Consider the following 20,426-nt stretch of genomic DNA (forward strand, 5'->3'; position numbering starts at 1 on the left):
CCGGCTCAGGTCCGTAGTGTCTCGGAGGGATTGCGGCCGTAGGCATCTCGGTACATCGCGGCGAACCTGCCGGTGTGGGCGAAACCCCAACGGGCCGCGATGATCTGGACAGTCGTGTGATCGGCGTCGGCGTCGATCAGTTCACGGTGGGCGTGGTCCAGACGAACTCGTCGCAGGTATTCCGTCGGGGTCGTGTCCAAATGCCTACGGAACATGTACTGCAGCGCGCGTGGGGTGACATGAATGCTCTCCGCGATGTCGGTGAGCGCGATGTCCTCGTCGGCGTTGCTTTCGATGTAGGCGCGGGCACGACGGAGCAACGGCGGCGAGGCGTCGGCGCGGTCGACGGCGGTGGGTTCGGTCGCCGCGTTGGTCGGTAACGTCGAGAGCACGGTGGCGGCCAGCATGGAGGCGGTGGTGGAGGCGACCAGCCGCGTGGGTGCCGCTCCGTCAGAGTGCACCACGGTCCGGACGTACTCGATCGCTGCGTTGAGTTGTTGCCCGGCCTGCGGCGACACCGGGCGATGGCCCAGCAACCGCACCGGCCCGTCCTTGCGGCTCCGCTCAGGGGCAGCGACCTTGTCCAGCAACCGGGCATCGAACATGGTCAGGTCGTAGCTGGCTTCGCACACCCGCCCCGAATACGGGAGTTCCGGCGGCGTCAACAAGGTGACGTCCCCTGGGGCGAACACGTCCGCCGGTTCGCCGATGAAGTCCTCTTCGATGTGTCCGTCGTGCACCCTGCACAGACAGACCCGGCCCAGCGGGGCCGCGTCGTAGGTCATGTGGAAGTCGAGTGTGAGTTCGTCGTAGCTGATCGGCCCGAGCCAGCGCCGGTCGACGCGGGTGGAGGCTCGTTCGCCGATTCCGGCACTGATGGACATCTTGGTGTAGGCGCGGACCAGAAAGTCCTCGGTGGCTGCCAGGTCCTGGCTCTCGAAGAGAAGATCGTCACGCGGTGGGAAGGGCGTTGTCGGTGTCTGCATGCTGCTGCCCCGCTCTTGGCGGCGGTCGAACGGGGCTATGGCTTCGCCCCAGGTGACTCCACCTTACCGTGCGACGCGCGAATTAGCGGGCAACGCGTACACAATATACGTATAGCGAAGAGCGCCTGTCCGCTTCGCGCAATGCGGTATTGCCGTGAATATGTCGGTCCGAACGAACGCGAATGCGAACGTGAATGGAAGTGGAATCGGGCACCACGCTCATCGCGATCGCCGGAGGGACCCGAAGGGGCCGCACACGCCGGCAGTCGCATCGATCGGCAATCGCGGGGGCGGCACGCCCGTGCTGTGCAAAGCTGATGCCGTGGTGCGGCGATGACCTGCGAACGATGACCTGCGAACGATGACCTGCGAACGATGACCTGCGACCGATGACCGTTGAGAAGGTGCGCGTGGTGGTCGGGGATGACCACCCGATGTTCCGCGACGGTGTGGTGCGGGCCCTGCAGTCGAGCGGATCGATCGATGTGGTGGCCGAAGCCGACGACGGTATGGCCGCGCTCGACGCGATCCGGGAACACCGCCCGCAGGTGGCGTTGCTCGACTACCGCATGCCCGGGATGGACGGCGCACAGGTCGCCGCCGCCGTGCTGCGCGACCGGTTGGCCACCCGCGTCCTGTTGATCTCCGCGCATGACGAGGCTGCGATCGTCTACCGCGCGCTGCAGGACGGGGCGGCCGGATTCCTGCCCAAGGAGTCCACGCGCAACGAATTGGTCAATGCGGTGCTGGACTGTGCGAAGGGGCGCGACGTCCTCGCGCCGGGTCTGGCGGCCGGGCTGGCCGGGGAGATCCGCCGGCGGGCGGAGCCCGACGGGCCGGTCTTGAGCCCACGCGAGCGCGAGGTGCTCGCGCTGATCGCCGCGGGCAGCAGCATCCCGGCGATGGCCAAGCAGCTGTTCCTGGCCCCGTCGACGGTCAAGACGCACGTGCAACGTCTCTACGAGAAACTCGGCGTCAGCGACCGGGGCGCTGCCGTCGCCGAGGCGATGCGACGCAAACTCCTGGACTGACGTGACCGATCCGTTGATCTCGTGGCGCGACCACCTGGCCACCGACCCGGTGCGGGTGTCGGCGGTGCTGCGGTTGCCGCTGATCGCGTTGATCGGTGTGTTGGTGTGGATCTGGGAGGTCGACCACTGGCTGCCCGGGTTGTACGCCGCCATCCTCGGCGGCTACGCGGTAGTCGCGGCGGGCTGGCTGATCGCGGTCCTGCGGGGACCTGTGCCGCGGTGGGCCGACTGGACGTCGACGGCGGTCGACGTCGTGGTCATCATCATGTTGTGCCTCGTCTCCGGCGGGGCCACCGCGGCCCTGTTGCCGGTGTTTTTCCTGCTGCCGATTTCGGTCGCATTCCATGACCGACCCGCGTTGACCGCCGTCATCGGCGCCGTCACCGCGTTGGGCTACCTCACCGTGTGGATCTTCTACTCCAAACGCGACGACACCGTCGGACTGCCGAACATGGTCTACACCCACTTCGGGTTCCTGGTGTGGATGGCCGTGGCGACGACAGCGTTGAGCTTGGTGCTCGCCCGTCGGGCAGCGCGGCTCCTCGCGCTGCAAGAGGTGCGGCGGCAGCTGGTTTCGGAAGCCATGCAATCCGATGAGCGGCACAGCCGCGAGGTCGCCGAACACCTGCACGACGGTCCGCTGCAGACCCTGCTGGCCGCGAGGCTGGAACTCGACGAGGCCAGGGAGCGTCACCCCGACCCGGCCCTGGACGCCGTCTACTCGGCGCTGCAGGAGACCGCGACCGGGCTGCGCTCGACGGTCACCGAGCTGCATCCCCAGGTGTTGGCCCAGCTGGGGCTGACCGCCGCCGTTCGAGAGTTGTTGCGGCAGTTCCAGAACCGCTACGACGTCGACGTCGTGGCCGACCTGGGTGAGGTGGGCAAACCGCAGTCGCAGGCCCTGCTGTACCGGGCCGTCCGTGAGTTGCTCAACAATGTGGGCAAGCATGCCGGGGCGAAGACGGTGCGCGTCGATCTGCACCGGCAGCGAGACCGCGTCGTGCTGACCGTCGCCGACGACGGCGACGGGTTCGATCCCGACACCGTCGGAAAGTCGTTGGAGCACGGGCATATCGGCCTCGGTTCGCTGCTGGCACGATTCGAGGCGATGGGCGGATCCATGCGCATCACCTCGGCCCCAGGGGCGGGCACGGCGGTGACGGTGAGCTCACCGCCCGAACCCGGGCAGGCGTGAGCCAGTCACCCTCACCCCCGAGATGGGACCGCAAGACTGGGCGGACAGGTCCCGGTGGCAGATCCCGACCCGGGCGGTGGGTCGAGTCATTAAGGAATCCGCTTTTTGCAGGGAAAGTGCGAGTAACCGTCTGCAAAAGGTGGATCGGTGCCACAGGTGGGGTTGCGACGCCGGCCGTTTTCGGTCGGCCTCAGCGACGCCGGATGTTCTCGGTGGCCCCAGCCGCAGCTAGACGGTCTCGGCGACCGTCAGCGCAGCATTGATCGCATCCACCCGGTCCTTGGCGTCGCCGAACAGCATCTGGGTGTTCTCCCGGAAGAACAACGGATTCTGCACACCGGCGTAACCCGAGGCCATGGACCGTTTGAAGACGATGACGTTGTCGGCGTTCCAGACCGTCAGCACCGGCATGCCGGCGATCGGGCTGCCCGGATCCTCCGACGCCGCCGGGTTGACGGTGTCGTTGGCGCCGATGACCAGTACCACGGAGGTGCCGTCGAAGTCGTCGTTGATCTCGTCCATCTCGAGCACGATGTCGTAGGGCACCTTGGCCTCGGCCAGCAGCACGTTCATGTGGCCGGGCAGGCGGCCCGCGACCGGGTGGATACCGAACCGGACGTCGACGCCGCGCTCACGCAGCTTGCGGGTCAGGTCGGCCACACCGTACTGGGCCTGCGCGACCGCCATCCCGTAGCCGGGGGTGATGATCACCGAGGTGGCGTTCGCCAGCAGCTCGGCGGCGCCCTCGGCGGTGATCTCGCGGTGCTCGCCGTAGTCCTTGTCGTCGGCGGGACCGGCCTCGATCCCGAAACCGCCGGCGATCACCGAGATGAAGGAACGGTTCATCGCCTTGCACATGATGTAGGACAGGTAGGCACCCGAGGAGCCCACCAGTGCACCGGTGACGATCAGCAGGTCGTTACCCAGCAGGAAGCCGGCCGCGGCGGCGGCCCATCCCGAGTAGCTGTTGAGCATCGAGACCACGACCGGCATGTCGCCGCCGCCGATCGAGGCCACCAAATGCCAGCCCAGCAGCAGCGCCAGCACCGTCACCACGATGAGCACCCACAGCTGCGGATCGATGACGAACCACACCGTGAGTGCGAAGAACACCAGCAGGGCGCCCACATTGAGAATGTTCTTGCCCGGCAGCATCATCGGCGCGGACTTCATCCGGGCCGACAGCTTGAGGTTGGCCACGATCGACCCGGTGAACGTCACCGCGCCGATGAAGACGCCGATCACCACCTCGCCCGAGTGGATGCCGAGCATCCCCTCGCCGGCGAGGTGAAGAGCCTCGGCGCCACCGGGATCGGCCTCGACGTGCAGGTAACCGTTCCAGCCCACCACGACGGCGGCCAGGCCGACGAAGGAGTGCAACAGCGCGATCAACTCCGGCATCCCGGTCATCTCGACCAGCTTGGCGCGCCACAGCCCGATCGCGGCACCGATGGCCATCGCGACGACCAACAGTGCCAGACCCAAGGGTTCGATATGACGGGCGATCGCCAGGGCGATGGTCGCGGTCAACGCCACCGCCATCCCGACGATCCCGAAACTGATGCCCGCTCTGGCGGTTTCGTGCTTGGACAGTCCGGCCAGGGCCAGGATGAACAGCAAGGCCGCGACGACGTAGGCCGCGGTGGCGGCGGTTTCCAGGGTGAACATGGTTTCAGCTCCTCGAGAACATCGCCAGCATGCGGCGGGTCACCGCGAAGCCACCGAAGATGTTGATACTGGCGACCAGGATCGCCCCGAATGCCAGAGCGGTGATGACGGCGTTGCCGTGCCCGATCTGCAGCAGCGCGCCGACGACGATGATCCCCGAGATCGCGTTCGTCACCGACATCAGTGGCGTGTGCAATGCGTGGTGCACATTGCCGATCACGTAGTAGCCGATGACGATCGCCAAAGCGAACACCGTCAGATGCACCTGCAGCGCGGCGGGGGACATCGCGATCAACGCGAACAGTGCCGCGGCCACCGCGAACGTGACCCCCAGGCGGCGGCGCATCGTCATGGGCTGCTTCGGCGGCTTCTGCTCGACCGGCGCCGCCGCCGTCGCGGCGGGCGCCGCCGACACCTGCACGGGTGGTGGCGGCCAGGTGATCTCCCCGTCGCGGACCACGGTCACCGACCGCTGCACCACGTCGTCGAAGTCCAAGGTGAGCTGCCCGTCCTTCTCCGGGGTCAGCAGTTTGAGCAGGTTCACCAGGTTGGTGCCGTAGAGCTGTGAGGCCTGCGCGGGCAGCCGGCCGGCCAGGTCGGTGTAGCCGATGATGGTCACACCGTTGTCGGTGACGACGGCCTGGTCCTTGACGGTGCCCTCGACATTGCCGCCGTTGGCTGCGGCCATGTCGACGATGACGCTGCCTGCCTTCATCGACGCCACCATCTCGGCGGTGATGATGCGCGGCGCCGGCCTACCGGGGATCAGCGCGGTCGTGATGATGATGTCGACGTCCTTGCACTGTTCGGCGTACAGCGCCGCCTCGCGGACCTTGTAGTCCTCGCCCATCTCCTTGGCGTAGCCGGTTGCCGACACCTCGGCCGCGGCGGGATCCACGGCCAGGTACTCCCCGCCCAGGGAGGCGACCTGGTCGGCGACCTCGGGCCGTGGGTCGGTGGCACGCACGATCGCCCCGAGGCTGCCCGCGGCGCCGATCGCCGCCAGGCCGGCGACACCCGCGCCGACGACGAGCACCTTGGCCGGGGGCACCTTGCCCGCGGCGGTGACCTGCCCGGTGAAGAACCGGCCGAATCGGTGCGCGGCCTCGACGACGGCACGGTAGCCGGCGATGTTGGCCATCGAGGACAGCACGTCCAGCGACTGCGCGCGCGAGATGCGCGGCACCGCGTCCATTGCCAGCACCGTGATCGGCCTGGTGCCCAGGTGCTCGACCAGCTCGGGCTTCAATGCCGGCGAGATCAGGCCGACCAGCGTCGCCCCGTCACGCAGCCGCGCGATCTCCGGCTCGGTCGGTGCGTTCACCTTGAGCACCACGTCGGCCGACCACACCTGATCGGCCGGCTCGACGGCGGCGCCGGCCTCGGTGAAGGCCGTGTCGGAGAAGCTGGCCGCGGCCCCGGCCCCGGACTCGACCACTACCTGGTAGCCGAGCTTGATGAGCTGACCTACCGTCTGCGGGGTGGCAGCGACGCGCGTCTCTCCAGGCTGAGACTCTCTCGGTATCCCGATGATCATCGATGTCGATCCGATCTTGGCTTCGCGTACGGGTGCGGCGAGGCGCCCCTGTCCAGGTCAGGCGCCCCACCGCTGGCCGACATTGGACAGGTGGAAAAGGTCAGTGTAGAAGTTCGCCTGCGACGGCTGTGCACGATGTCGGGACGGGGCCGCAGGCACGTGACGGACCCGCGGGACGCTGTAACGGTCGAGGCCGCCGCCCGCGCGGCGGTTTGACGGTTGTCAACGCGGGCCCGGCGGCCGACTTTCGCTCGTCGTGAGCGCAGCTCTTCCCCGAAACCGACGCATCCGTCAGTGTCTGCCGGTGTCCGTTTTCGTCGACATCGCCCCAGACGATGCCCCAGACGGTGTCCCCGGCGGTGCCCAAGACGACGCTGCGGCGTCGCGGTCCGGCGACGGTGCGCGCCCCCGTCGACCAGGGCGTGCCGGTCTGACCCGCATCGCGCTGCCGCTGCTGTCTGTCCTGGTATTCGGCATCGTGTGGCAGCTCGCGGCGGCCAGCGGCATCTGGAACCAGATCTTCGTGCCCTATCCCGCCACCGTGTGGCAGGCCTTCATCGACGTGTCGACCACCCGCGACGGGGTCCGCGGGTACGCGGGATATCTGCTGTGGGAACACCTCTACATGACACTGCGCCGTGTTCTCGCCGGTGTGCTGATCGGTGTGGCGGTGGGAGTGCTGCTCGGATTGGTCATGGGATCGGTCGGCTGGGTGCGCAGCGTGCTCGAACCGTGGCTGACCTTCCTGCGGGCACTGCCCCCGCTGGCCTACTTCTTTCTGTTGGTGATCTGGCTGGGCATCGACGAGGCACCGAAGATCACGCTGCTGGCGCTCGCCGCGTTGCCGCCGGCCGCGGTCGCCACCACCGCTGCGGTGGTGGCGGCGCCGGTCGGATTGCAGGAAGCGGCAAGGGCTTTGGGCGCCTCGCGCCGCGAGGTCATCCGTGACGTGGTGATTCCGTCGGCACTGCCCGAGACGTTCACCGGGATCCGGCTCGCGGTCGGCATGGCCTACTCGTCGGTCGTGGCCGCCGAGCTGTTCAACGGAATCCCGGGCGTGGGCGGTCTGGTCAAGGACGCCAGCAATTACAACAACACCCCCGTGGTGCTGGTCGGGATCTTCGCGATCGGATTCTCGGGTCTGGTCATCGACGGTCTGCTGCGCACCGCCGAACGGCGCAGTGTCCCCTGGAGAGGAAAAATATGAAGCGGAAGTCTTTGGTGCTCGGGCTCGTCACCGCCATCCTGGCGCTCGCGGGCTGCGCGGTCGGCAGCGAAGGACAGCAGGCCGACCGGCCGACGATCCGGATCGGCTACCAGACGTTCCCGAGCGGCGACCTGATCGTCAAGAACAACAAGTGGCTCGAAGAAGCGTTGCCCGACTACAACATCAAGTGGACGAAGTTCGATTCGGGCGCTGACGTCAACACCGCGTTCATCGCCAAGGAACTCGATTTCGGCGCGCTGGGTTCCAGCCCGGTCGCGCGCGGACTCTCCGCGCCGTTGAACATTCCTTACAAGGTGGCGTTCGTCCTCGACGTCGCTGGGGACAACGAGGCGCTGGTGGTACGCAACGGCTCAGGTGTCACCACGATCGCCGACCTCAGGGGCAAGCGCATCGGCACCCCCTTCGCTTCCACCGCGCATTACAGCCTGTTGGCGGCGCTCAACCAGAATGGTCTGTCGCCCAACGATGTTCAGTTAGTCGACCTGCAGCCGCAGGCCATTCTGGCGGCGTGGGAGCGCGGCGACATCGACGGCGCCTACACCTGGCTGCCGACGCTGGACCAGCTGAGGGCCACCGGCAGGGACCTGATCACCAGTCGTCAGCTCGCCACGGACGGCAAGCCGACGCTGGACCTGGGCGCGGTATCCGACGAATTCGCCTCGCAGCATCCCGAAGTCGTGGACATCTGGCGTCAACAACAAGCCCGCGCGCTCAAGCTGATCCACGACGACCCAACCGCGGCCGCAACCGCCATCGGCGCCCAGATCGGCCTGTCCCCGGATGAGGTCACAGGTCAGCTCAAGCAGGGTGTCTACCTCACGCCAGAGCAGGTGGCCTCCCCGGAATGGCTTGGATCCGAGGGTAATCCGGGGAACATCGCGGTGAACCTGGAGAGCGCGTCGCAGTTCCTCGCCGACCAGAATCAGATACCCGCCGCGGCACCGCTGCAGACCTTCCAGGACGCCATCTACACCCAGGGCCTGCCCGGTGTCCTCGCCCAGTGAGCACCTCGCGGCTCGCCGCGGTGCTGATCTCGCGGCTCGCCGCGGTGCTGATCTCGCGGCTCGCCGCGGTGCTGATCTCGCGGCTCGCCGCGGTGACGAGCCCGCCATCCACATCAACTCCGTCTCGCACCGGTACGGCAGCGGTCGGGCCGGTGTCACCGCACTGGGCCCGGTCGACCTGACCGTAGAGCCTGGGTCTTTCCTGGTGCTCGTGGGTGCCTCCGGTTGCGGGAAGAGCACGTTGCTGCGGCTGCTGGCCGGGTTCGAGCAGCCCAGCCAGGGTTCGGTGCAGGTGGCCGGCGGACCCCCGACACCCGGGGTGACTGCGGGCGTGGTGTTCCAGCAGCCGCGGCTGTTCCCGTGGCGCACCGTCGGCGGCAACGTCGACCTGGCGCTCAAGTACGCGAAGGTGCCGCGGGACAAGCGGATTGAGCGTCGAGATGAACTGCTGAACCGAGTGGGCCTGGCGGGCACTGCCGGTCGGCGGATCTGGGAGATCAGCGGCGGTCAGCAGCAGCGGGTGGCGATCGCGCGCGCCCTGGCGGCCGAGAACCCGCTGTTCCTGCTCGACGAGCCGTTCGCCGCGCTGGACGCGTTGACGCGGGAGCGGCTACAGGAGGATGTGCGTCAGGTCAGTGCCGAGTCGGGGCGGACGACGGTGTTCGTCACCCACAGTGCCGACGAGGCGGCGTTCCTGGGTTCCCGCATCGTGGTACTGACCCGCAGACCCGGCCAGGTGGCCCTGGACATCCCGGTCGACCTGCCGCGCACCGGGGTGGATCCCGACGAGTTGAGGCGCTCGCCGGAGTACGGGCAGTTGCGGGCCGAAGTGGGCCGGGCAGTGCGCGCAGCGGCCGCCTGAGCGCCCGCAGCGCGTGTCTCGAAACGGCACCGATCGCGCATCGACATCGAATTACCAGTGCGTGGCAGGTGTCGGGGGCCGCACGATAGCGACGTGAGCAGGGTGGTCGAACGCGGTCTTGCCAGATGTCCGCGATGCGTCGCGGTAGCCGACTATGTCTTCATCGAGTCGGAGCCCAGCGGGATGCGGTACGAGGTTCGGTGCCGCAAGTGTGGAGAGTGCTACAGCGAGGACAGCCGACCGGGCGCGGCGCTGGCGGTCGCCGCCGCGGAGCCGCCGATCCAGTGGCCGCCGGACTGCGAACCCGTCCCGGCCCGGGACTGGCGCGACGAACTGCGCGACCGGTGGTCGGTCGCTTCCGCGCGCGGCAAGACCGAGCTCGATGTCATGGGCAGACGTGCGCAGGTGTTCCTCGAGCACGGTCGCGAGTGGTTCAACGGGCGCCGATCGGCGCGGAAGGTGGATCAGACCGGGGGATAGGCGGGAGGCGGATAGACTCCTCGCAGAATCCACGCGAACCAGTTGATGCCGTACTCGAGCTCGTCGCTTGCGTCGTAATCCGGATTCGGGTCCACCGCGCTACCTCTCCGTCGCATCGGGCCACACCACGGCGGCACCCCATGAGTCTAGACCGGCGGCCCTCATCTGAACACGGCAACGACCTAGACTGAACCAACCAGTTAGTGGACCGCGAAGCGGTCCGGCCTGCCTATAGTGAGTCGCCATGTCTGAATCCGTCACGACCAACGGGATGTCCCGCCGCGAGGAGCTGCTGGCCGTTGCCACCAAGCTGTTCGCCGCCCGGGGGTACCACGGCACGCGGATGGACGATGTCGCCGATGCCGTCGGCCTGAACAAGGCCACCGTCTACCACTACTACGCCAGCAAGTCGCTCATCCTCTACGACATCTACAAGGGCGCGGCCGACTTCACCGTGGACGCCCTGCATGACGATCCGACCGCATCCGCGCGCGAGACCATCTATCACTTCACACGACGCCTGCTGGTCGGCATCGCCAGCGACATCGAACGCGCGGCGGTGTACTTCCAGGAGGGCCCCTACATCAGCGAGTGGTTCACCGAGGAACAGGTCGACTACATCCGGGCACGAGAGACCCAGGTGTACGAACACGTCCGTGACGTGATCGACCGGGGCATCGCCAGCGGCGAGTTCTACGACTGTGACTCCCACGTGCTGGCGCTCGGCTACATCGGCATGACGTTGGGTTCCTACCGCTGGCTACGGCCCCACGGTCGTCGCACGGCGCAGGAGATCGCCGTCGAATTCAGTACCGCGCTGTTGCGTGGGCTGATCAAGGATGAGACGGTCCGGGACGCCTCACCGCTGGGCGTCGATGTCGACGCCGCGGTGCCGGCCCGGGTCCTCAACGAACCAGGCTAGCAGCGAGGTCATCGCGGGTACCCGGACCAGGTGACGGTTCGTATCGGGACATCAGGCTGGTCCTACGACCACTGGCGCGGTGTGCTCTACCCGCCGGGCACACCGGCCGGCCGGCGACTGCAGCACTACGCGGCCGAGTTCGACACCGTCGAACTCAACGGCAGCTTCTACCGGTGGCCGTCCGACGCCCAGTTCGAGCGGTGGCGAGATGAGCTGCCGGCCGGCTTCGTCATGGCGGTGAAGGCCGCGCGGGGTCTCACGCATGCCCGCCGGTTGCGGTCGCCCGAGGTGTGGATCGAGCGGCTGGAACGTGGCTGGCGCGCCCTCGGCGACCGCGCGGGCCCGCTGCTGGTGCAACTGCACCCGGCGCTGGAACGCGATGACGCACGCCTGGACCATTTCCTCGGTGCGATGCCCGCCGACATTCCCGTCGCCGTCGAGTTCCGGCACAGCTCGTGGGATCACCCCACCGTCTATGACCTGCTCGCTCACCACGACGCGGCCTACGTGGTGATGAGCGGCGCGGGGTTGCCGTGCGTCCTGAAGGCCACGGCCTCGCTGGTCTACGTGCGTCTGCACGGTCCGGACCCGCACGCCCTGTACGGCGGCTCATACAGCGTGGACGATCTGCGCTGGTGGAGCGAGCGCATTGCCGAGTGGGCCGCCCAGGACCGCGACGTGTTCGTCTACTTCAACAACGATCTCGGCGGTAACGCCGTCCGTAATGCCCGGGATCTCAAGGCGCAGCTGAGCAACGGCCCGCAGTCGATATGCTCTGCCGATGCCGTTGGTGAGTAAGACAGTTGAGGTCTCGGCAGCGGCCGAGACGATCATGGCGATCGTCGCCGACTTCGAGAGCTACCCGACCTGGAACGAGGAGATCAAAGGGTGCTGGGTGCTGGCCCGGTACAACGACGGCCGACCCAGCCAGCTACGTCTTGACGTGGTGGTGCAGGGCCAGGCCGGCACCTTCATCACCGCGGTCTACTACCCGGGTGAGAACCAGATCTACACCGTCCTGCAGCAGGGCGACCATTTCTCCAAACAGGAGCAGCGATTCTCGGTGGTGTCCATGGGGCCGACGTCGCTGTTGACCGTCGACCTGGACGTGGAGGTCAAGATGGCGGTGCCGAACACGCTGGTCAAGAAGGTCGTCGGCGACACGCTCGACTACCTGGCCGAGAACCTGAAGTCCCGCGCCGAACAGTTCGCGTCGCCATAACCGCGGATCCCGCCGCGGCGCCATAACCGCGTGGGGGAGTCCGATCAGCTCCAGAGCCCGACCCGGTCCAGCCAGGAAAGCAACCGCTGCAGTCCGTCGGTGAACTGACCCTCGGTCAAGGCGACCACCCGGTCCACGTCCCGCGCGCGCAACGCGTCGATCAGCTCGCGGTGACTGGCGATGGCGACCGGACCCCATGTCTCGTCGGAGGCGAACAGCTCCGGCGGCAGATAACGGGTGGCGTGCAGCAGAAACCACGCCAGCTTCACGCGGCCAGCGGCCTTGAGGAAGGTGCGGTGGAACGCTCCCTCGGTCCACGCCACCAGATCCGTGTCGCGCAGCGCGACCGCGGCGGCCAGCTTGTCGGTCAACCGGTCCAGCTCGTCGATCCGCTCCTCGGTGATCCGGCGCGCCGCACTGGCCGCCAACTCCCTGGCGATCGTGGACTGCAGCCAGAAGATGTCCTCGATGTCGCCACGCGTCAACGGCACCACCCGGTGCCCGCGATGGGGCTCCAGATCGACCATGCCCTCACCGCGCAACGTGCGCAGCGCCTCCCGCACCGGGGTGATGCTGACACCGAGGCGCGCCGCGGTCTCGTCCAGCCGGATGAACGAATCGGGACGCAGCGCACCGGTCATGATCTCCGCCCGTAGGCGGGCGGCGACTTCGTCCGAGAGTTGCTCCCGCCGCCGCACCGCGCCCGTGGTCGGCATTCCGGCAGGGGCATTCATCGTGTCGCTGCCTTTCCGGCTCTGCAGGCAGCGGATCAACCGAAGGGTTGTCCCTTAGCCGCCGGGGCCATAGTGTGACCGGGGTAACAACATGTTTGATCAAATATCAGCCATTCGCAACCCATCGACCGGAGCAGGAGACGTTGACCGACCTGACCAACCTGACCGACCTGATCGACCGGCCCGGCCCAGCCACCGACCAGCCCTACCTGTCGCGCCGACAGAACTGGACCAACCAGCTGGCCCGCCACGCACTGATGCAGCCCGACCACACCGCTGTGCGATTTCTGGGACACACCACCACCTGGCGTGAGCTGGACCGCCGGGTGGACGCGCTGGCCGGGGCGCTGCACGAGCGGGGAGCGGCCTTCGGCGACCGCGTGCTGATCCTGATGCTGAACCGTCCGGAGTTCATCGAGTCCTGCCTGGCGATCAACAAGATCGGCGCCATCGCGGTGCCGGTCAACTTCCGGATGACTCCGACCGAGATCGCCTACCTGGTCGCCGACTGCGACGCCGCGGTCATCATCACCGAAGCCGTGCTCGCCGACGTCGCCACCGCGGTACGCGACATCGATCCGAGGCTGGCCACGGTGATCGTCGCCGGGGGTGACCATCAGCGTGCCGACGGCACCGACGGCGACGCGGCGCTCGACTACGAGGGTCTGTTGGCCACCGGGTCGCAGTGCCCGCAGGTGGACGTTCTCGACGACTCACCCGCGCTGATCATGTACACCTCCGGCACCACCGGGCGCCCCAAGGGCGCGGTGCTCACCCACAACAACCTCGCCGGCCAGGCGATGACACACCTGTTCACCAACGGCGCCGACATCAACAACGACATCGGTTTCGTCGGGGTGCCGCTGTTCCACATCGCCGGTATCGGCAACACCATCTTCGGGCTGCTGCTCGGTCGGCCGACGGTCATCTACCCGCTGGGCGCATTCGATCCCGGGGGACTGCTCGACGTCCTGGAAGCCGAGAAGGTCACCGGCATATTCCTGGTGCCCGCGCAGTGGCAGGCCGTGTGCGCCGAACAGCGGGCCAACCCGCGCCGGCTGATGCTACGGGTGTTGTCCTGGGGCGCCGCGCCGGCCTCGGACACCCTGTTGCGGCAGATGTCGGAGACCTTTCCGGGCGCGCAGATCCTGGCCGCATTCGGTCAGACGGAGATGTCCCCGGTCACCTGCATGCTGCTGGGCGACGACGCCTTGCGCAAACTCGGCTCGGTGGGCAAGGTCATCCCGACCGTGTCCGCGCGGATCGTCGACGAGGACATGAACGACGTGCCGATCGGTCAGGTCGGGGAGATCGTGTATCGCGCGCCCACCCTGATGGCGGGGTATTGGAACAACCCCAAGGCCACCGCGGAGGCTTTCGCGGGTGGCTGGTTCCATTCCGGTGACCTGGTGCGGCAGGACGACGAAGGTTACATCTGGGTGGTCGACCGTAAAAAGGACATGATCATCTCCGGCGGCGAGAACATCTACTGTGCCGAAGTCGAGAACGTCCTGGCCGCCCACCCCGACATCGTCGAGGTCGCCGTGATCGGACGTGAGCATGCGAAGTGGGGCGAAGTTCCGGTTGCTGTGGCGGTGCTCCGGAGTTCGCTGAGCGCGGTGCACGGCGCCGAGGCGGCGCTGGCCGATCTGGAACAGTTCCTCACCGAGCGGCTGGCGCGGTACAAGCATCCGAAGGCGATCAAGATCGTCGACGCCTTGCCGCGGAATCCCGCCGGCAAAGTCCTCAAGACGGAACTGCGAGCGCGCTTCGGCGCCGCAAAATTTGTTGACGCGGGCGAAAGTTCCACTCCGACAACGGTTTCTACTGCGGGACAACGGGATTAGCGGCGGGGGTCGACATTTGCCAACAGTTGGGTGCTCAAAACCGCGGATGCGGTACGCAGGGCCCACACCATCGGGTACAGTCCGGTGGTCTGTCTTACTACTGACCGGTAGGGAGACCGTGCTCACACGTATGGGGTCGGGGCTGGAAGGGAGCGGGCGACAGATGCTGCCGATGCGCTACGCCAGCCGCGGAATGGTCGCGGGAGCTTGCCGGTGACCGTGACGAACAAGTCTCAACTGAGCGGTTATGTCCGCGATCAGGTCAGGCCCGGCCTGGAAGCCGTCGGCGGATTCGTGCGGATGTGCGTGCTCGTAGGCAGGGCAGCCCTGCGGCCGCCGTTCCAGTGGCGCGAGTTCATCCTGCAGAGCTGGTTCCTGATGCGGGTGGCCTTCCTGCCCACCCTCGCGGTCTCGATCCCGCTGACCGTGCTGCTGATCTTCACCCTCAACATCCTGCTCGCCGAGTTCGGTGCGGCCGACGTCTCGGGCGCGGGCGCGGCGATCGGCGCCGTGACGCAGCTCGGGCCACTGGTGACGGTGCTCGTGGTGGCGGGAGCCGGATCCACCGCGATCTGCGCGGACCTCGGCGCGCGCACCATCCGCGAGGAGATCGACGCACTCGAAGTGCTCGGCATCGACCCGATCCACCGGCTTGTGGTGCCGCGCGTCATCGCGTCGACCTTCGTGGCCATCCTGCTCAACGGTGCGGTCATCACCGTCGGCCTGGTCGGCGGCTTCATCTTCGGCGTCTACCTGCAGAACGTCTCCGCGGGCGCCTACGTCTCGACGCTGACCCTGATCACCGGCCTGCCCGAGGTGATCATCTCGATCATCAAGGCCGGCACCTTCGGGTTGATCGCCGGCCTGGTCGGCTGCTACCGCGGCCTCACCGTCGCCGGTGGCGCCAAGGGGGTGGGCACCGCGGTCAACGAGACCCTGGTCCTGTGCGTCATCGCGCTGTTCGCCGTCAACGTCGTGCTGACCACCATCGGCGTCCGATTCGGAACGGGGAGCTGACATGTCGACCGTTGCCGTCCTGCGCTCCCGGTTCCCCCGGGGCGTCGCCACCGCCGAGAAGTGGGCCGGTGCCCCGGGCCGCGGCCTGGACGCGATGGGCCATGTGGCGTGGTTCGTCGTCACCGCCATCGGCTCCATCGGCCACGCGCTGCGCTTCTACCGCAAGGAGACGCTGCGGCTGATCGCCGAGATCGGCATGGGCACCGGCGCCATGGCCGTCATCGGCGGCACCGTGGCCATCGTCGGTTTCGTCACCCTCTCCGGTTCGTCCCTGGTGGCCATTCAGGGCTTCGCCTCCCTGGGCAACATCGGCGTCGAGGCGTTCACCGGGTTCTTCGCCGCCTTGATCAACGTGCGCATCGCCGCGCCGGTGGTCGCCGGGCAGGCGCTGGCGGCCACCGTCGGCGCCGGCGCCACCGCCGAACTCGGGGCCATGCGGATCAGCGAGGAGATCGACGCGCTCGAGGTGATGGGCATCAAGTCGATCTCCTACCTGGTGTCCACCCGCATCATGGCCGGCTTCATCGTCATCATCCCGCTGTACGCGATGGCGATCATCATGTCGTTCCTGTCCGCGCAGGTGACCACGACGTTGTTCTACGGACAGTCGATCGGAACCTACGAGCACTACTTCCGGACCTTCCTGCGGCCCGACGACGTGTTCTGGTCGTTCATCCAGGCCGTGATCATCTCGGTCATCGTGATGCTCAACCACTGCTACTACGGGTTCTTCGCCAGCGGCGGTCCGGTCGGCGTCGGCGAGGCGGTGGGACGGTCGATGCGCGCGTCACTGGTCGCGATCGTGTGTGTGGTGTTGCTCGCCTCGTTGGCGCTCTACGGCGTCGACCCGAACTTCAACCTGACGGTCTGACGGCGATGACGGCACCCCAGAACACCAAACGGCAACCGCCGTACAAGATCGCGGGCCTGGTGCTGGCAATCCTGTCCATCGTCGCCGTGGTCCTGGTGTACCTGCAGTTCCGTGGTGATTTCCTGTCGCGCACCCAGCTGACGATGATCTCGGCGCGGTCCGGTCTGTCGATGGACCCCGGTGCCAAGGTGACCTACAACGGCGTCCAGATCGGTCGGGTCGGCAACGTCGAAGAAGCCAACATCGACGGCGAGCCCCGGGCGAAGATCATCCTCGAGGTCGACCCCAAGTACCTCAACCTGATCCCGCGCAACGTGCAGGCCGACATCAGCGCCACCACCGTGTTCGGCAACAAGTACGTGTCCTTCTCCAGCCCGCAGGATCCCGAGTCGGCACGCATCACGAGTTCCGACGTGATCGACGTGACGTCGGTGACGACCGAGTTCAACACCCTGTTCGAGACGGTGGTGTCGCTGGCCGACCAGGTCGACCCGATCAAGCTGAACCAGACTCTGACCGCGACCGCGCAGGCCCTCGACGGGCTCGGCGACCGGTTCGGTGAATCGATCGTCAACGGCAATCAGATCCTGTCCGAGATCAACCCGCAGATGCCGCAGATCCGTCGTGACAACCAGCTGCTCGCCGATCTCGGCGACATCTACGCCGACGCCGCGCCGGATCTGTTCGACGGCCTGCAGAACGCGGTGACCACCGCTCGCACCCTCAACGAACAACAGGGCGACGTCGATGCGGCGCTGATGGCCGCGGTCGGATTCGGCAACACCGGCGGCGACGTCTTCGAACGCGGGGGCCCGTACCTGACCCGCGGCGCCGAGGACCTGCTGCCGACGTCGGCGCTGCTCGACGAGTACAGCCCGGCGCTGTTCTGCACCATCCGCAACTTCCACGACGTGGAGCCGAAGATCGCGGCGTCCCTGGGAGGTAACGGCTACTCGCTGCGCACCCACTCCGAGCTGCTCGGTCTGGGCGCCGGCAACGCCTACGTCTATCCGGACAACCTGCCCCGGGTGAACGCCAAGGGCGGTCCCGGGGGCCGGCCCGGATGCTGGCAGCCCGTCACCCGTGACCTGTGGCCGGCGCCGTACCTCGTGATGGACACCGGTGCGTCGATCGCCCCCTACAACCACATCGGCCTCGGCTCGCCGCTCTTCACCGAATACGTCTGGGGCCGCCAAGTCGGGGAGCACACGATCAACCCATGAAAATCACCGGTACCGCCATCAAACTCGGCGCCTTCTCGCTGGTGCTGCTGCTGTTCACCGGCATCATCATCGTGGTGTTCGGGCAGATGCGATTCGATCGCACCACCGGCTATTCGGCGATCTTCTCCAATGCCAGCGGTCTGCGCGCCGGCCAGTTCGTCCGGGCCTCGGGGGTTGAGGTCGGCAAGGTCGACAACGTCGAGCTGATCGAGGGCGGCACCAAGGTCCGGGTCGACTTCAACGTCGACCGATCGCTGGAACTGTTCGACGGATCCACTGCGGCCGTGCGGTACCTGAACCTCATCGGTGACCGCTACCTGGAGCTCAAGCGTGGCGAGAGCGACGCCAGACTGGCTGCGGGCGGGACGATTCCGGTCGAACGCACCCAGCCGGCCCTGGACCTCGACGCGTTGATCGGCGGATTCCGCCCCGTCTTCCAGTCCCTGGAGCCGGAGAAGGTCAACAACATCGCGCAGTCGATCATCACCGTGTTCCAGGGCCAGGGCGGCACGATCAACGACATCTTGGACCAGACCGCATCGCTGACCTCCGCGCTGGCCGACCGGGATCAGGCGATCGGCGAGGTCATCACCAACCTGAACACCGTGCTGGAGACGACGGTCAAACACCAGCAGCAGTTCGACGACACGGTGAAGAACTTCGAGGTGCTGATCACCGGCCTGAAGAACCGAGCCGACCCGATCGCGGAGTCGGTCGGCGACATCAGCGACGCCGCGGGCACGATCGCCGACCTGCTGGCCGACAACCGCCCGCTGCTGCAGAGCACCGTCAGCCGGCTCGAAGCCGTTCAGCAGCCGCTGGTCGACCAGCGCGACGAACTCAACAGTCTGCTCACCCAGTTGCCCACCGCGTTGAAGATCATCGGCCGCGCCGGTGGCGTGTACGGCGACTTCTTCAACTTCTACGCCTGCGATGTCACGTTGAAACTCAACGGTTTACAACCTGGAGGACCGGTCCGCACGGTGAAGGTCTGGAGTCAGCCCTCGGGTAGGTGCACACCGCAATGAGAGTCCTGGAGGGTTCCAACCGTATCCGCGGCGGGGTGATGGGCATCATCATCCTGGTCATCGTGATCGGCGTGGGTCAGAGCTTCGCCAGCGTGCCGATGCTGTTCGCCACCCCGACCTATTACGCACAGTTCGCCGACACCGGGGGCATCAACAACGGTGACAAGGTGCGCATCGCCGGCGTCGACGTCGGCACCGTGCGCTCGATGGAGATCGACGGCGACCGGGTCGTCATCGGCTACTCGCTGGGCGGCACCGAGATCGGCACCGACAGCCGCGCGGCCGTCCGCACCGACACCATCCTGGGTCGGCGCAACATCGAGATCGAACCCCGTGGGGATGAGCCGTTGCGCGCCAACGGCATTCTGCCGTTGGGTCAGACCACCACGCCGTATCAGATCTACGACGCCTTCTTCGACGTGAGCAACTCGGCTGCCGGCTGGGACACCAGGACGGTGCGCGATTCACTCAACGTGCTGTCGGAGACGATCGATCAGACCTACCCGAATCTGAGCGCGGCACTCGACGGTGTCGCCCGGTTCTCCGAGACCATCGGCAGCCGTGACGACCAGATCAAGCAGTTACTGGCCAACGCCAACCGGGTGGCGGGGGTGCTCGGCAACCGCAGCGAGCAGATCAACCAGTTGTTCGTCAACGCGCAGACCCTGCTGGCCGCGGTCAACGAACGCAACTACGCGGTCAGCCAGCTGCTGGAACGGGTCGACTCGTTCTCCACCCAGGTCAAGGGCCTCATCGACGACAACCCGAACCTCAACCGGGTGCTCGAACAGCTCCGCACCGTCAGCGACGTTCTGGTCGAGCGCAAGTTCGACCTGGTCGACGTGCTGTCCACACTGTCGAAATTCACTGCGTCGCTGGGCGAAGCACTGGCCTCCGGCCCCTACTTCAAGGTGATGCTGGTCAACCTCGCGCCGTACTGGATCCTGCAGCCGTTCGTCGACGCGGCGTTCAAGAAGCGCGGCATCAGCCCCGAGGAGTTCTGGCGCAACGCCGGGCTGCCGGCCTTCCAGTTCCCGGACCCCAACGGCGTCGGATTCCCCAACGGCGCGCCGCCGCCCGCGCCGACACCGATCGAAGGCACCCCGGATAATCCGGGACCGGCCGTGGAACCCGGCTCGCCGTGCTCCTACACCCCGCCCGCCGACGGCCTGCCGCGACCCGGCGACCCGCTCCCGTGCGCCGACCTGACCCAGGGTCCCTACGGGCCGGTTCCCGGCGGCTACCCGCCGCCGAACGTGGCGACCTCGGCGCCGAACGCGCATGGGCCGCAACCCGCTCCGGGTGTGCCCGCCGCAGCCATCCCCGGTCAGCTGTCGCCGAACGTGCCAGGGGAGATGCCCCCGCTGCCGCCCGCACCGCCGGGCGCGCGCACCGTGCCGCTGGCGCCGCAGCCCTCGGCGCCCGACTTCACCCCGGGCATCGCACCGCTGCCGCCGGCGCTTCCCGCACCGGCGGCGCCCGGACCGGGACAGCAGCTGGCGCCTGCCGGGCAGCCGCCGCTGCCGGGCAATCCACCGTTCCTCCCACCGGGATCACAGGGATAGGGGGGC

General features: G+C 67.3%; 20 protein-coding genes and 1 pseudogene. 16 read left to right on the plus strand and 5 right to left on the minus strand.

All coding sequences use genetic code 11. The features are described from left to right. Window positions 1-5: 5 nt before the first annotated feature. Window positions 6-986, minus strand: coding sequence for a helix-turn-helix domain-containing protein (locus ACNUDN_RS00925; protein ID WP_419120198.1), 981 nt, complete (start codon window positions 984-986; stop codon window positions 6-8). 389 nt (window positions 987-1,375) lie between these two features. Here ACNUDN_RS00925 and ACNUDN_RS00930 point away from each other — a divergent pair, with 389 nt between their 5' ends. Continuing rightward, window positions 1,376-2,017, plus strand: coding sequence for a response regulator (locus ACNUDN_RS00930; RefSeq protein ID WP_419120199.1), 642 nt, complete (start codon window positions 1,376-1,378; stop codon window positions 2,015-2,017). 1 nt (window position 2,018) lies between these two features. After that, window positions 2,019-3,212, plus strand: a complete 1,194-nt coding sequence (locus tag ACNUDN_RS00935) for a sensor histidine kinase (RefSeq protein ID WP_419120200.1) — start codon at window positions 2,019-2,021, stop codon at window positions 3,210-3,212. Between the two features lie 228 nt (window positions 3,213-3,440). Here the strand turns inward: ACNUDN_RS00935 and pntB are convergent, their stop codons facing one another. Together pntB and ACNUDN_RS00945 are read right to left on the minus strand one after the other, a co-directional pair. Further along, a complete protein-coding gene (gene pntB, locus ACNUDN_RS00940; protein WP_419120201.1) occupies window positions 3,441-4,880 on the minus strand; it encodes a Re/Si-specific NAD(P)(+) transhydrogenase subunit beta in 1,440 nt (479 codons plus the stop codon). Between the two features lie 4 nt (window positions 4,881-4,884). After that, a complete protein-coding gene (locus tag ACNUDN_RS00945) occupies window positions 4,885-6,417 on the minus strand; it encodes a Re/Si-specific NAD(P)(+) transhydrogenase subunit alpha (RefSeq protein ID WP_419120202.1) in 1,533 nt (510 codons plus the stop codon). 304 nt (window positions 6,418-6,721) lie between these two features. Here ACNUDN_RS00945 and ACNUDN_RS00950 point away from each other — a divergent pair, with 304 nt between their 5' ends. From ACNUDN_RS00950 to ACNUDN_RS00970, 5 genes are all read left to right on the plus strand, one after another. Then, the gene (locus ACNUDN_RS00950) at window positions 6,722-7,624 is read left to right on the plus strand and encodes an ABC transporter permease (RefSeq protein ID WP_419120203.1); all 903 of its coding nucleotides are present in this window, start codon (window positions 6,722-6,724) and stop codon (window positions 7,622-7,624) included. Further along, on the plus strand, window positions 7,621-8,649 hold the full coding sequence (locus ACNUDN_RS00955; RefSeq protein WP_419120204.1) for a taurine ABC transporter substrate-binding protein: 1,029 nt from the start codon (window positions 7,621-7,623) through the stop codon (window positions 8,647-8,649). The genes ACNUDN_RS00950 and ACNUDN_RS00955 overlap by 4 nt, the downstream gene beginning before the upstream one ends. After that, entirely contained in the window at window positions 8,646-8,831 is a 186-nt protein-coding gene (locus tag ACNUDN_RS00960; protein ID WP_419125348.1) for a hypothetical protein, read from the plus strand. Before ACNUDN_RS00955 ends, ACNUDN_RS00960 begins: the two co-directional genes overlap by 4 nt. Beyond that, the gene (locus ACNUDN_RS00965; RefSeq protein WP_419124957.1) at window positions 8,756-9,511 is read left to right on the plus strand and encodes an ABC transporter ATP-binding protein; all 756 of its coding nucleotides are present in this window, start codon (window positions 8,756-8,758) and stop codon (window positions 9,509-9,511) included. The genes ACNUDN_RS00960 and ACNUDN_RS00965 overlap by 76 nt, the downstream gene beginning before the upstream one ends. Window positions 9,512-9,604: 93 nt before the next feature. Then, the gene (locus ACNUDN_RS00970) at window positions 9,605-9,991 is read left to right on the plus strand and encodes a hypothetical protein (protein WP_419120205.1); all 387 of its coding nucleotides are present in this window, start codon (window positions 9,605-9,607) and stop codon (window positions 9,989-9,991) included. On the opposite strand, the pseudogene ACNUDN_RS00975 reads toward ACNUDN_RS00970, so the two are convergent. Next, window positions 9,976-10,086, minus strand: a pseudogene (locus tag ACNUDN_RS00975) (CAP domain-containing protein); the annotation flags it as partial. The gene ACNUDN_RS00970 and the pseudogene ACNUDN_RS00975 sit on opposite strands and share 16 nt — an antisense overlap. Window positions 10,087-10,235: 149 nt before the next feature. Here ACNUDN_RS00975 and ACNUDN_RS00980 point away from each other — a divergent pair. Genes ACNUDN_RS00980 through ACNUDN_RS00990 form a run of 3 tightly spaced genes read left to right on the plus strand, consistent with a single transcriptional unit; the run spans window position 10,236 to window position 12,135 of the window. Then, window positions 10,236-10,913, plus strand: coding sequence for a TetR/AcrR family transcriptional regulator (locus ACNUDN_RS00980; protein ID WP_419120206.1), 678 nt, complete (start codon window positions 10,236-10,238; stop codon window positions 10,911-10,913). Window positions 10,914-10,943: 30 nt separating this feature from the next. After that, window positions 10,944-11,711 (plus strand): DUF72 domain-containing protein, encoded by a 768-nt coding sequence (locus ACNUDN_RS00985; RefSeq protein WP_419120207.1) that lies wholly within the window; start codon window positions 10,944-10,946, stop codon window positions 11,709-11,711. After that, a complete protein-coding gene (locus ACNUDN_RS00990) occupies window positions 11,695-12,135 on the plus strand; it encodes an SRPBCC family protein (protein ID WP_419120208.1) in 441 nt (146 codons plus the stop codon). Before ACNUDN_RS00985 ends, ACNUDN_RS00990 begins: the two co-directional genes overlap by 17 nt. 44 nt (window positions 12,136-12,179) lie before the next feature. Here ACNUDN_RS00990 and ACNUDN_RS00995 read toward each other — a convergent pair whose 3' ends face one another. Next, window positions 12,180-12,869, minus strand: a complete 690-nt coding sequence (locus ACNUDN_RS00995; protein WP_419120209.1) for a GntR family transcriptional regulator — start codon at window positions 12,867-12,869, stop codon at window positions 12,180-12,182. A 143-nt stretch (window positions 12,870-13,012) separates the two neighbouring features. On the opposite strand from ACNUDN_RS00995, the gene fadD5 reads away from it, so the two are divergent. The 6 genes from fadD5 to ACNUDN_RS01025 all read left to right on the plus strand — a co-directional run bounded on the left by fadD5 (window position 13,013) and on the right by ACNUDN_RS01025 (window position 20,420). Beyond that, the gene (gene fadD5, locus ACNUDN_RS01000) at window positions 13,013-14,716 is read left to right on the plus strand and encodes a fatty-acid--CoA ligase FadD5 (RefSeq protein ID WP_419120210.1); all 1,704 of its coding nucleotides are present in this window, start codon (window positions 13,013-13,015) and stop codon (window positions 14,714-14,716) included. 300 nt (window positions 14,717-15,016) lie between these two features. Next, window positions 15,017-15,733, plus strand: coding sequence for an MlaE family ABC transporter permease (locus tag ACNUDN_RS01005; RefSeq protein WP_419124958.1), 717 nt, complete (start codon window positions 15,017-15,019; stop codon window positions 15,731-15,733). Window position 15,734: 1 nt separating this feature from the next. After that, the gene (locus ACNUDN_RS01010) at window positions 15,735-16,604 is read left to right on the plus strand and encodes an MlaE family ABC transporter permease (protein ID WP_419120211.1); all 870 of its coding nucleotides are present in this window, start codon (window positions 15,735-15,737) and stop codon (window positions 16,602-16,604) included. A gap of 5 nt (window positions 16,605-16,609) precedes the next feature. Beyond that, window positions 16,610-17,827, plus strand: coding sequence for an MCE family protein (locus ACNUDN_RS01015; protein WP_419120212.1), 1,218 nt, complete (start codon window positions 16,610-16,612; stop codon window positions 17,825-17,827). Further along, on the plus strand, window positions 17,824-18,855 hold the full coding sequence (locus tag ACNUDN_RS01020) for a virulence factor Mce family protein (protein WP_419120213.1): 1,032 nt from the start codon (window positions 17,824-17,826) through the stop codon (window positions 18,853-18,855). Before ACNUDN_RS01015 ends, ACNUDN_RS01020 begins: the two co-directional genes overlap by 4 nt. Continuing rightward, window positions 18,852-20,420: an MCE family protein gene (locus tag ACNUDN_RS01025; protein ID WP_419120214.1), complete on the plus strand. Its 1,569-nt coding sequence runs from the start codon at window positions 18,852-18,854 to the stop codon at window positions 20,418-20,420. The genes ACNUDN_RS01020 and ACNUDN_RS01025 overlap by 4 nt, the downstream gene beginning before the upstream one ends. The last annotated feature ends 6 nt before the right edge of the window (window positions 20,421-20,426 follow it).

This window comes from Mycobacterium sp. smrl_JER01 (assembly GCF_048513595.2).
Taxonomy (GTDB): domain Bacteria; phylum Actinomycetota; class Actinomycetes; order Mycobacteriales; family Mycobacteriaceae; genus Mycobacterium.

Bases quoted from the DNA above. Each gene is read 5' to 3' on its own strand.
- ACNUDN_RS00925 (WP_419120198.1), bottom strand. From the start codon at position 986: ATGCAGACACCGACAACGCCCTTCCCACCGCGTGACGATCTTCTCTTC.
- ACNUDN_RS00930 (WP_419120199.1), top strand. From the start codon at position 1,376: ATGACCGTTGAGAAGGTGCGCGTGGTGGTCGGGGATGACCACCCGATG.
- pntB (WP_419120201.1), bottom strand. From the start codon at position 4,880: ATGTTCACCCTGGAAACCGCCGCCACCGCGGCCTACGTCGTCGCGGCC.
- ACNUDN_RS00945 (WP_419120202.1), bottom strand. From the start codon at position 6,417: ATGATCATCGGGATACCGAGAGAGTCTCAGCCTGGAGAGACGCGCGTC.
- ACNUDN_RS00955 (WP_419120204.1), top strand. From the start codon at position 7,621: ATGAAGCGGAAGTCTTTGGTGCTCGGGCTCGTCACCGCCATCCTGGCG.
- ACNUDN_RS00980 (WP_419120206.1), top strand. From the start codon at position 10,236: ATGTCTGAATCCGTCACGACCAACGGGATGTCCCGCCGCGAGGAGCTG.
- ACNUDN_RS00990 (WP_419120208.1), top strand. From the start codon at position 11,695: ATGCCGTTGGTGAGTAAGACAGTTGAGGTCTCGGCAGCGGCCGAGACG.
- ACNUDN_RS00995 (WP_419120209.1), bottom strand. From the start codon at position 12,869: ATGAATGCCCCTGCCGGAATGCCGACCACGGGCGCGGTGCGGCGGCGG.
- ACNUDN_RS01005 (WP_419124958.1), top strand. From the start codon at position 15,017: ATGTGCGTGCTCGTAGGCAGGGCAGCCCTGCGGCCGCCGTTCCAGTGG.
- ACNUDN_RS01010 (WP_419120211.1), top strand. From the start codon at position 15,735: ATGTCGACCGTTGCCGTCCTGCGCTCCCGGTTCCCCCGGGGCGTCGCC.
- ACNUDN_RS01015 (WP_419120212.1), top strand. From the start codon at position 16,610: ATGACGGCACCCCAGAACACCAAACGGCAACCGCCGTACAAGATCGCG.
- ACNUDN_RS01020 (WP_419120213.1), top strand. From the start codon at position 17,824: ATGAAAATCACCGGTACCGCCATCAAACTCGGCGCCTTCTCGCTGGTG.
- ACNUDN_RS01025 (WP_419120214.1), top strand. From the start codon at position 18,852: ATGAGAGTCCTGGAGGGTTCCAACCGTATCCGCGGCGGGGTGATGGGC.